This window comes from Acinetobacter sp. P1(2025), from assembly GCF_051390655.1.
GTDB lineage: Bacteria > Pseudomonadota > Gammaproteobacteria > Pseudomonadales > Moraxellaceae > Acinetobacter > Acinetobacter junii.
The window spans coordinates 42,119-52,399 of record NZ_JBPKBJ010000018.1 but is presented as its reverse complement, the minus strand read 5'-3'; the positions used below and the strand labels follow the sequence as shown (position 1 = coordinate 52,399).

At 36.7% G+C, this 10,281-nt stretch carries 11 protein-coding genes; 9 read left to right on the top strand and 2 right to left on the bottom strand.

Features of this window, described 5'->3' with window-relative positions; translation table 11 throughout:
• The first annotated feature begins 393 nt into the window (after positions 1 to 393).
• From ACSC97_RS06695 to ACSC97_RS06685, 3 genes are read left to right on the top strand one after another with little or no spacing between them, the layout of a single operon-like run.
• The gene (locus ACSC97_RS06695) at positions 394 to 867 is read left to right on the top strand and encodes a YfiR family protein (RefSeq protein ID WP_436660019.1); all 474 of its coding nucleotides are present in this window, start codon (positions 394 to 396) and stop codon (positions 865 to 867) included.
• A gap of 5 nt (positions 868 to 872) precedes the next feature.
• Entirely contained in the window at positions 873 to 2,096 is a 1,224-nt protein-coding gene (locus ACSC97_RS06690; RefSeq protein WP_004951965.1) for a diguanylate cyclase domain-containing protein, read from the top strand.
• 8 nt (positions 2,097 to 2,104) lie between these two features.
• A complete protein-coding gene (locus ACSC97_RS06685; RefSeq protein WP_004964195.1) occupies positions 2,105 to 2,584 on the top strand; it encodes an OmpA family protein in 480 nt (159 codons plus the stop codon).
• A 42-nt stretch (positions 2,585 to 2,626) separates the two neighbouring features.
• Here ACSC97_RS06685 and ACSC97_RS06680 read toward each other — a convergent pair whose 3' ends face one another.
• Positions 2,627 to 3,637 carry a metallophosphoesterase gene (locus ACSC97_RS06680; RefSeq protein ID WP_436660017.1) on the bottom strand — a complete coding sequence of 337 codons (1,011 nt, stop codon included), beginning with the start codon at positions 3,635 to 3,637 and terminating at the stop codon, positions 2,627 to 2,629.
• 163 nt (positions 3,638 to 3,800) lie between these two features.
• Here ACSC97_RS06680 and ACSC97_RS06675 point away from each other — a divergent pair, with 163 nt between their 5' ends.
• Positions 3,801 to 5,366 carry a phospholipase D family protein gene (locus tag ACSC97_RS06675; RefSeq protein ID WP_227540274.1) on the top strand — a complete coding sequence of 522 codons (1,566 nt, stop codon included), beginning with the start codon at positions 3,801 to 3,803 and terminating at the stop codon, positions 5,364 to 5,366.
• Here the strand turns inward: ACSC97_RS06675 and ACSC97_RS06670 are convergent.
• The gene (locus ACSC97_RS06670; protein ID WP_005403210.1) at positions 5,359 to 6,186 is read right to left on the bottom strand and encodes a lysophospholipid acyltransferase family protein; all 828 of its coding nucleotides are present in this window, start codon (positions 6,184 to 6,186) and stop codon (positions 5,359 to 5,361) included. The genes ACSC97_RS06675 and ACSC97_RS06670 overlap by 8 nt on opposite strands.
• A gap of 395 nt (positions 6,187 to 6,581) precedes the next feature.
• Here ACSC97_RS06670 and hflX point away from each other — a divergent pair, with 395 nt between their 5' ends.
• The 5 genes from hflX (at position 6,582) to ACSC97_RS06645 (ending at position 10,238) form a co-directional block, all read left to right on the top strand.
• Positions 6,582 to 7,931, top strand: a complete 1,350-nt coding sequence (gene hflX / locus ACSC97_RS06665) for a ribosome rescue GTPase HflX (protein WP_004951954.1) — start codon at positions 6,582 to 6,584, stop codon at positions 7,929 to 7,931.
• A gap of 37 nt (positions 7,932 to 7,968) precedes the next feature.
• Entirely contained in the window at positions 7,969 to 8,331 is a 363-nt protein-coding gene (locus ACSC97_RS06660) for a hypothetical protein (protein WP_005403212.1), read from the top strand.
• A gap of 12 nt (positions 8,332 to 8,343) precedes the next feature.
• A complete protein-coding gene (locus tag ACSC97_RS06655) occupies positions 8,344 to 9,012 on the top strand; it encodes an LrgB family protein (RefSeq protein ID WP_004909187.1) in 669 nt (222 codons plus the stop codon).
• 87 nt (positions 9,013 to 9,099) lie between these two features.
• Complete coding sequence (locus tag ACSC97_RS06650) at positions 9,100 to 9,543, top strand: DUF2147 domain-containing protein (protein WP_420481976.1); 444 nt, start codon at positions 9,100 to 9,102, stop codon at positions 9,541 to 9,543.
• Positions 9,544 to 9,779: 236 nt separating this feature from the next.
• On the top strand, positions 9,780 to 10,238 hold the full coding sequence (locus ACSC97_RS06645) for a DUF2147 domain-containing protein (RefSeq protein ID WP_436660012.1): 459 nt from the start codon (positions 9,780 to 9,782) through the stop codon (positions 10,236 to 10,238).
• The last annotated feature ends 43 nt before the right edge of the window (positions 10,239 to 10,281 follow it).

Here is a 10,281-nt window from a genome sequence, read left to right as displayed (position 1 = left end):
ATCTTCTCGATGATTCGTCATCATCAAGCTAGGTCGGCTATATTACTCTAAATTTCTTTAAAGTCAACAGGTAATTTAGATATTTTTAAAACTTATCAACCAACTCAAGAATCTAACTACTTTAGCCAAATCCTTGTTTCTCAACAAGTTTTTATCCGCATCACCGCCGATGGATGTGCATTCTACAGCATTTCTAATCGCTTGCAATACCTTTCCAAAAAAAACTTATTCAACAGAACACTTTTTAGACTAAATAGTAATTTTTTATCATTTAGATTTAGTATTAAGAACTTTTTTTAAACAATTAACTCCAGTAGAATGTGCCTCTTGGTTCACATTTTTGGTTTTTTTTGATTGAAAGTACGGTTTTTGCATGCAACGGCTCAATTTATATTGCTTATAGTTTCAATAACTATAGGTCAGCTCAGTTACGCCCTTTCAAATCATACCTTTTATGAACTGACGTTAACTATATTAAATTATACTAAATGGCCGAACACATCTAAACCCGTGATTTGTGTTTTAGATAATCCAGAAGCAGCCAATCAATTTCAAACGAGTATTAAGCTGCTCACTTACGACTATCAGGTTCAATCTGTTAATACAAAAGAATTTCCTAGAACAGAATGTCATGTGGCGTATTTTTCAAATACCTCACCTCAACAACAACAATCTTTAATTCAGTCTTATCCATCTCGCTATTTACTTTCACTTAGTACCAATAATCCTGCTTGTGAAATAGGCAGTATTTTTTGTCTTTACAATAGAAAATCATTTCCTACGTTTAAAGTTAATTTGGATGCATTAAGTTATTCCAAGGTTCACATCGACCCTCGAGTCTTAATCTTGGCGAAGAACACGGAGTAGTTAAAGTGATTTCAAATTTATATCAATCTACTTCATTACATGCATTATTCCGTAAATCTCAATTTACTATTTTTGCTATTACTTTTGTGATTTGCTCATGTACTTTCGCTACGATTTCTATGTTTACAATGGAAACCTACGCCAAACAAAATCTGCAGTTGTTAAGCCAAACGGTTATTGAACGGATTCAACCAGCAGTCGTGTTTAAGGATAAAGGGGCAATTGATCAAATTTTAAAGGATTACACAACCGAACACGCCATACGTAGTATTCATGTTTATGATCCACAACAACAATTGTTAGCAGAAAGTACAAAAAAAATAGCCAGTACGTCTTTTTTACAAAAAATGTTGGATGAATGGTTCCTGCATGATCCAATTAAACTGATGATTTTCCACCACCAAAAGAAGGTCGGAGAATTGGTTCTTTATGGTAGCTCAGAAAATATTGTTCACTTTTTAAAGACGATTATTATTGGTTTAGCCATTTCAATGTTTTTTATCGTGATTGCATTACTTTGGTCAGTCAATTTAACTTATCGTCAAATTATGCAAGCAATCAAACCACTTACACATATTGCTCAGCTAGTCAGTGATCAAAAAGCTTATAACTTAAGATTTCCTAATAATCACATTAAAGAATTCCAAAATTTGAACAATGTATTTAATGAGCTATTAGAGGAAATTCAAATTTGGAATACGAACCTACAGAAAGAAAACAGGCAGTTATCCTTCAAAGCTCATCACGATCAACTTACGACACTACCTAATCGTCATTTTTTCTATGAAGAATTATTGAATATCTTTGAAAATCCAAGTTATAGAGAAAATTCTGCTTTAATTTTTATTGATAACAATAAGTTTAAAGTGATCAATGATCGTTATGGGCACTTAGCAGGTGATGCTGTTTTAAGAGAAATGGCTCTACGTTTAAAACAATCTGTCAGACAAGAAGATTTTATTGCTCGCTTAGGTGGTGATGAGTTTGCGATTATTTTGCATTCAATTCATCACGCTGATCATCTCGAAGCGATTGCTGAAGGTTTACTCGCAAGTTGTAAGGAGCCTTTAGATTTTAACGGTGAAATTATTCACTTTGGTTTTAGCTTAGGTATCGCTTTCTCCCAATATGCAGAGAATCCAGAAGATTTGGTAATGCAAGCAGATCAAGCGATGTATAAAGCTAAAAATTTAATCCCTCATTGGTTTTTATATAAACCAGAAATTTAGGACATGTTATGCGCGCTCAAACCATTAAAATTTCATTTATAGCGTTACTCTGCCTAACATTGGCTGGCTGCTTGAGTTTTGGTCCATTGAAGTATCGTCAGGTCAAAATGTTAAAAAAAGAAGGCTTTGTGCTGACAGAAGAAGGCTGGAGCTTAGGATTACCTGAACGATTACTTTTTGATTTTAATAAATCAGATATTAAACCTGAGAATGGCAAAGAAATTGTTCGCTTGGCCAAACAACTTAACAAGTATGATCTACAAAAACTGAAAATCGTGGGTCATACAGATGATATTGGAAACCCTGAATACAATCAGAAGCTTTCTGAAGAGCGAGCTCAAAGTGTTGCAGGCATTTTCTTGAACGAAGGCTTTAAACAAACAAATTTAAATGTGATTGGTCGTGGTTCAAATCAACCTTTCGTACCTAACACATCAGATGAAAATCGAGCTAGTAATCGTCGTGTAGCGATTATTATTATTCCTTAAATTAAAATTTACTGAGAAAAGCCAACTGTAATGTTGGCTTTTTTATTTTAGCACAATGATATCTATTGTCGGTGGAACTCGGAATCGAAATGGTACACCAACCATACCTGTACCTACGGTCACAAATACATCAGCATGTTCGTGGGTATAAAAGCCCTTTTTATGCCCTAAAATCGAGACTCGCTTCATAATATAATTAGTAATCCACGGCAATTCAATTTGCCCACCATGAGTATGTCCAGAAACCATCAAAGGTCGTGTAGGCAATTCTGGAACCATATCTACGGTATCAGGGTTATGAGACAATATTAGCCATGGTTTATTCTGTGGTAATTCAGGCATGTATCGCATGTTCGCTTTACCTGCCCAAAGATCTCCAACACCGATCAATCGAAACTCATCAAACTCAACAATCTTACCTTCTATATCTATAACATCATTGTGTTCTAATGCTTGTTTCAACAACGCTTGAATCGGTGGTCCAGGATATTGCTCATCATGATTACCAGGTACTGAATAAACTGGCGCATGGATTTCACGCAAAATTGCTAACTCTTGAACCAATCTATTTTCAGGCTCATAAGTCCAATCACCTGCAACGACAACAAGGTCTGGTTGTTGCTGATTCAGTTTTTTGACGATGGTTTTTAATTGGCGTTCATGTCCTGAAAATAATCCAACATGCATGTCTGCAACCACTGCCAATTTTACAGGCTTAGTAAATTCACGGTCTGGGTGCAACCGATATTGATGGTGCTTCACTTGAACAATATGAGGTTCAATAAATCGAGCGTAAATTAACAAACTACTCAATAAAAATACGAAAGTACTTTGGTGCAAACTATAATAGTCAGACCAACCTGCATATAAGCTAAAAAACCAAAGCGGAATTAACAAATAGGATAAATAAAAGGCTAATAAATGAATAAATGCTTTAAAAGGATGTATGGTTTCAGTCCGAGATTGATGGATCCAAGCTTGAATTAATCCCCAAAGTGCTAGAAGTGCAAAAATAGCATAGAAAATAATAATAACTGTATCTGAACTATACATTACAGACTTCATCAACCTCACCCAAGGACAGCATGCTTATATTTATCTTTTTTGATGAAATGCTATACTCAAGCACAACATTTAATCAGTAATAATTATGACGCAATTTTCTCAGATAAATAGTCAGCATATACATATAAGTACAACTACTTACAATAAAACTATGCTTGCGATTTATTGCAGTATTGCGATCGGCGTTAGTGGCTGTAGTACCTTACCTGAACATAAAACCTTGCCTACAGCTTCAGTTGCCGTAGAACCTATTGACACTTCAGAAACCACTTTAGCTCAAATCATCGAGCCTTTACAGCAACAAAACCCAAATTTGACTGGGTATCATGTTCTTTTTGAACCTTTAGAAGCATTGGCGGCTCGTCTAAGTTTAATTGATAAAGCTGAAAAAACTTTAGATCTTCAATATTATATTTGGGATAATGACAAAGTCGGTGCACTCGCCTTACATGCACTGATTCGAGCAGCGGATCGCGGCGTCAAAGTACGCTTATTGATTGATGATAATAATGCCAAACAAACTGAAGGGATTTTCCTCGCCTTAGCACAGCATCCTAATATTCAAGTTAAATTATTTAATCCATATCGTTTTCGCAAATATCGTGCCTTAGATATGATTTTTGACTTAAAACGTATTAACCGTCGGATGCACAATAAGAGCTTTATTACAGACCATCAAGTTGCCCTGATCGGTGGTCGAAATATGACAAATCAGTACTACAATGTTAGTGATAGTTATCAGTTCTCTGATGTTGATGTGATGCTTTTCGGTACGGCAGTCAATGATATTTCCCAATCTTTTGATGATTACTGGAATCATGAATATGCTTATGATGTTAGAGAAATCGTCAATCCTAAATCACATCGCTTAAGCTACGAAAGCTTAAAACAACAATTAGATGATCACTATAAAAAATCAACGGTGCAGAATTATCTTGATTTAACCAGCGAATCCACCGCGATCACGTCACTAATGAATCGCGAGATTGCATTAGACTGGGTTAAAGCTGAAGTAGTAAAAGACTCTCCCGACAAAGTGAAATCAAAAGCAAAAAAGCATGAACATTTAAACTTTCAGCTGATTAATCACCTAGAAAAACCTGAAAAAAATATCGACTTGATCTCTGCTTATTTCGTTCCAGAAAAAAAGGGTGCGAAAACATTAGGCGACTTAGCGCAAAGTGGTGTCAAGGTTAGAGTTCTAACGAACTCTTTTAAAGCCAATGATGTCGCTGTAGTACACGCTTTTTATGGTAAGTATCGTCAGAGATTGCTTGAAGACGGCGTTCAACTTTATGAATTTGTGCCAGCTTTAGACAAAGAAGATTTGGATAAGCATACCGATGATTTGGCAAAAAAAGCCAAGGTCAATATGAAAGGTTTAAGCCGTTCAAGTTTACATGCCAAACTGATGGCTTTAGATGAAAAACAGGTATTTATTGGCTCCTTTAATTTCGATCCACGCTCAGCTTATCTCAATACAGAAATCGGAGTTTTATTAAATAGCCCACCTCTAGCCCAAGCTGTTCATAACACGATGGATCAAAACTTAAGCAAGTATGCATATAAATTAGTGTTAGATGCTAACAAAAAAATTAATTGGCAACGTCAAACTAATGAAGGCATGATTAATCACACCAAAGAGCCTCGAATGAAATGGTGGCAAAAAGCTGGTGTAAAATTCCTGTCATGGCTACCTATAGAAGGCTTTATGTAACATCGCTGTCAGGCATCACTTTTAATACCTTACGATGTAACTCAGCAAGTCCCTCTCTCATCTTTTGATCAACTTCTTTGGTCAGTGTATCGACTGTATGTCCAGTTACAGGAATTGCAGGTAAAGTTAGTAAGTGAGCCGTGACTTGAGGCATTTCCAAAACTCTTTGTACATGCTCTGCAAAAGACATTTCACCAATAAAAGGTGCGATCATGTCCAATTCACCTTGTTGGTTGACATAGCAAATCACGCAAATCTGCACAGGGCGCTGAGCTTCAATCGCTGCCCCCAATAATCGACCATGAACTTTTTTGACTTTACGACCATCTGTCGTGGTGGCTTCTGGGAAAAAAAGAACAGGAATATCTTTTTTCAAAAACTCAGTGATCTGTTCTTTAATTCGGAGAGAATCACCTGAACCACGTTTAATAAAAAGTGTTCCACCGCCCTTTGCAAGATTGCCTAAAATTGGCCATTTCTCAACTTCAGCTTTTGCCAAAAAGAAAATGCGAGCACCTGAACCAAGCACCGCTACATCTAACCATGAGATATGATTGCTCACCCAAAGCGCTGGCTCACGAGGAATAGTTCCATGAACTTGTACCTCAATATTGAAAACCTCGCATAAACGTCGACAAAAATACTGTACATAACGTGTGTTAACAGGGTTATTAGGATCTTTATATAAGCCGTGACGATAAATGAGATAAAAACCTTCACCAATCGTTTCTAAGCCCGAAGCCAATTTTCTACTGTATAAACTAAATTTTGATAACAAATTTAAAGGTGTACCAGTAACTGCTGCTGTTTCTTGAGTCATAAATCACTAAAACCGTATGCAAGTCTGCATGTTATTAACTTGTTATATCACGCAAATATCTTTGGATAAAAGTTTCATTGATGACAAAAAGCGAACGTGGAGATAATTTTTTTCAATTTTAAATGAATAAACAGATTAATTATCATAAATAAATCGAAATAACTGATCAAAAGGTAAGATTATGACTCCCGAAATGAGCACTCACCACGAAGACGTTAAAATTTCTTATGGATACGCTCTTAAAATGTTTCTAGGTTGGTCAATTCTATATATGGGCACCCTGATTGGTTTTATTGAGCTATTACGTCGTAATCTCATATAAACAGTCTAACTTTTTGCCCTTTCGTTGAAGTTTATTCTAGAATAGGAGTTCAATGCCTAGGATAAGATACAGCGTGGAAAATATTACACAGCGACAAAGTGGTGAGCGAGCAGTTTTAGTTAGTATCTCTGTTCAAATGCTCGATGACCTTGATGCTGAAGAGTTCCAATTGCTCGCACAATCCGCAGGTGCAGAAATTCTTGAACATATTTCTGTGCAAAGAAATAAACCAGATCCTAAATTCTTTATTGGTTCCGGTAAGGTAGATGAAATTGCTGAGTTGGTACAAGAATTAGAAGCTGAGTTAGTCATTTTTGACCATTCACTCTCTCCTGCTCAAGAACGGAATTTGGAACGCATCCTGAAATGTCGTGTAATTGATCGCACTGGACTTATTTTAGATATTTTCGCCTTACGTGCCCGTACACACGAAGGTAAACTTCAAGTTGAACTTGCACAACTCAAACACTTATCCACTCGCTTAATTCGCGGTTTCACTGGAAATTTAGAACAGCAAAAAGGTGGTATTGGTCTTCGAGGTCCAGGTGAATCACAATTAGAAACAGATCGTCGCCTGATTCGTGTTCGAATTACTCAACTCAAAGATAAGTTAGTTAAAGTTCAACAGACTCGATTACAAGGTCGTGCGGCACGTCAGAAAGCGGCGATACCGACCATTTCTTTAGTCGGTTATACCAATGCTGGAAAATCGACTTTATTTAACATCTTGGCAAAAAGTGATGTCTATGCAGCAGATCAATTATTTGCAACCTTAGACCCAACTTTAAGACGTTTGGAATGGGATGGTATCGGTACCGTTGTTTTAGCTGATACAGTTGGTTTTGTCCGCAATCTTCAACACGACTTAGTTGAATCTTTCAAAGCAACCTTAGAAGAAACTTTGGAAGCAACATTGCTATTACATGTTATTGATAGCAGTAGTCCCAATATGGATGAACAAATTGAAGCCGTTGAAAGCGTGTTAAAAGAAATCGGAGCAGATGCCCCTATTTTGCATGTCTATAATAAAATTGATCTCAGCGGTGATGCAGCAAAAATCATCTACAAAGCCCCCGATGTTCCAGATCGAGTTTATGTCTCAGCACATTCAGGACAAGGACTTGAATTATTGAGTCAAGCTGTTCAACAATGCCTTATGGGACAGTTACAACACTTCGATTTAGTTCTTAAACCTGCCTACGGTAAACTACGCACTCAGCTATACACTCTGAATGTTATTCAATCTGAACATTATGATGAACAAGGTAATTTACAGTTAACCGTGTGTATGGCACCCAATAAACTTGAGCAGCTTATTAAACAAGCTCATTTGCCATTCGATGAAATTCTGGGACAAAAAGCGACTCTTTTCCAACGACCATTGGAAGAGTTTGAGCTAAATGACACCACCATATCGCATTAACAGCGACCTTGAGAATATAGATACGAGTTTAAGAGAAATGAAAGATATAGATTGGACAGCTTGGTTTTGCACGATCCTGTTAATTATTGTGTTTCGTGAAGGTGCTGTTGCAATTACCAAAGTCTTTCACCATCCTGAATTAGGTAATTTAGTAGGTCTTATAGGTTTATTGGTCACATTATTAATATGGAGACGTTTCAGAAAAATCTCGAATCGTCTCATTGACACCAATAACAAGATTATGAAAGAGAGTGCTTTCGCCTTTCTTCCTATTTGTGCTGGTTCATTGATTATGTTGGTACATTTGGGCAAAGAAATTCCAATGTTTTTGTTTGTATTAACTCTCAGTACTTTATTGCCATTGTGGATTTACGCAAAAATGGCAAAACGCTGGTTATAGGAGTCTCTAAATATGTTCATGATTATTTATGGCTTTATAATCACGTTAGTTAGCTATCTGATCGCCAAACCACTGAATAAACGTATGCCACAAATTCCACTGATTGTCTTTGCGATGTTTATCGTGATTGGTTTTCTGGCTGTCTTAGGAATCCCCTACGAGCAATACATGAAAAGTGTAAATGATGTTTTTAATCATTTACTAGGTTATGTCACCGTTGCCTTAGCAATTCCATTGGCTGCAATGCGCTATGACGATTTACCTCTCAAGTCTATGCTCGGTATTTTATGTTTTGCAAGTATCAGTGCGGTCGCTTTACCAATGGGACTTGCATATCTTTTGCATATGTCTGAGCCGACAATCTTGGCATTTGCAACTCGTGCAGTCACTACGCCTATAGCATTAAATATTGCAACCTTATTGCATGCTCCTTTAATGATGGTGACCTTGATCGTAATTCTATCTGGCGTGATTGGTGCTGCATTTTCTCCATGGATTCTGAAGCATATTCATGATGAACGTGCATCAGGTTTGGCTTTAGGTTTAGCTGCACATGCAATTGGTACAGCACAAGCTTGGCAACGTGGTCCTGTCACTGGACGCTATGCTGCTTTTGGTATGGCTGTAAACGGAGTATTTACAGCGATTTGGCTGCCTACATTTATCTTGTCTTTATCTTAAAATTTGCCGCAAATATCACATAAAGATTGAACTAGTTGTCACAAATCCTACATAATGGAATATCAAACGTTAAAAGGATTTTTAATGATGGGCAAACAACTTATAGGTGCATTATTTTTATCAGTGATCAGCAGTTTTTCATTTGCAAATGACATTACAGGAATTTGGCAAAGTATAGATGACAAAACTGGCGCACCTAAAGCATTGATTGAAATTCGTGAAGAAGCGAATGGCACATATTCAGGAAAAGTCATCAAAATTACACCTCGTGCAGGATATACACCTAAGGAAACTTGTGTAAACTGTCCAGCGCCATATACCAACAAACCTATTTTAGGTATGGATGTGGTAACAGGTTTAAAGCATGGTGAAGGTTTGAACTATACCAATGGTCGTATTCTTGATCCAAATACGGGCAAGATTTACAGTATGAAAGCAAAATTAAGTGCAAATGGAAAACGATTACACTTACGTGGATACCTCGGTGTTTCTGCTCTTGGTCGTAATCAAATTTGGATCCGTAATGATTAAATCTTGAAGAATATCGAGCATCTATTCCCATATTACAACTTATTTAAGACTACGGTTCAGCACTAAAAAAGCCTCATTAATGATCATTTAATCATCATGAGGCTTTTTTATTTCTAGTAAAAAATCATTGAAATTTCAAATATTAAAATAATTCACAATTGTAAAATAATGATTGAATCTATTGTTAGTAATCCGAAATAATAGCTAAACAACAATCATGGCTGAGAGGCTCAAACATGTATAAAAAAGTTATTACATTTTTCATTTTATTTAGTCTTAGCCATTTCGCTTTTGCTCAAGATATTACGGGGATCTGGCAAAGTGTGGATGATCTTACGGGAGCACCCAAAGGACAAGTTGAAATTACTCAAGAGGCAAATGGTACTTTCACAGGCAAAATCATAAAAATCACGCCTCGTACAGGTTACACACCGAAAGAATTATGTACTGGTTGCCCAGCACCTTATACAAATAAGCCGATATTGGGATTAAATGTCATTACCAAACTTAAGCACAAAAAAGAGAGTACTTATACAGGTGGAAAGATTTTAGACCCTAATAGCGGAAGAATGTATAGCTTGACAGCAAAACTCAGCTCAAATGGACAACGTTTACATTTACGTGGTTATGTTGGGGTATCAGTATTGGGCCGCAGCCAGATCTGGATTCGGGTAAATAATAAAGCTGCCGAGTAATACAAAAGAAGCCCTGATGATCAGGGCTTCTTTCTATGACATT

Bases quoted from the DNA above. Each gene is read 5' to 3' on its own strand.
- ACSC97_RS06685 (WP_004964195.1), top strand. From the start codon at position 2,105: ATGCGCGCTCAAACCATTAAAATTTCATTTATAGCGTTACTCTGCCTA.
- ACSC97_RS06680 (WP_436660017.1), bottom strand. From the start codon at position 3,637: ATGTATAGTTCAGATACAGTTATTATTATTTTCTATGCTATTTTTGCA.
- ACSC97_RS06675 (WP_227540274.1), top strand. From the start codon at position 3,801: ATGCTTGCGATTTATTGCAGTATTGCGATCGGCGTTAGTGGCTGTAGT.
- ACSC97_RS06670 (WP_005403210.1), bottom strand. From the start codon at position 6,186: ATGACTCAAGAAACAGCAGCAGTTACTGGTACACCTTTAAATTTGTTA.
- ACSC97_RS06660 (WP_005403212.1), top strand. From the start codon at position 7,969: ATGAAAGATATAGATTGGACAGCTTGGTTTTGCACGATCCTGTTAATT.
- ACSC97_RS06655 (WP_004909187.1), top strand. From the start codon at position 8,344: ATGTTCATGATTATTTATGGCTTTATAATCACGTTAGTTAGCTATCTG.
- ACSC97_RS06650 (WP_420481976.1), top strand. From the start codon at position 9,100: ATGGGCAAACAACTTATAGGTGCATTATTTTTATCAGTGATCAGCAGT.
- ACSC97_RS06645 (WP_436660012.1), top strand. From the start codon at position 9,780: ATGTATAAAAAAGTTATTACATTTTTCATTTTATTTAGTCTTAGCCAT.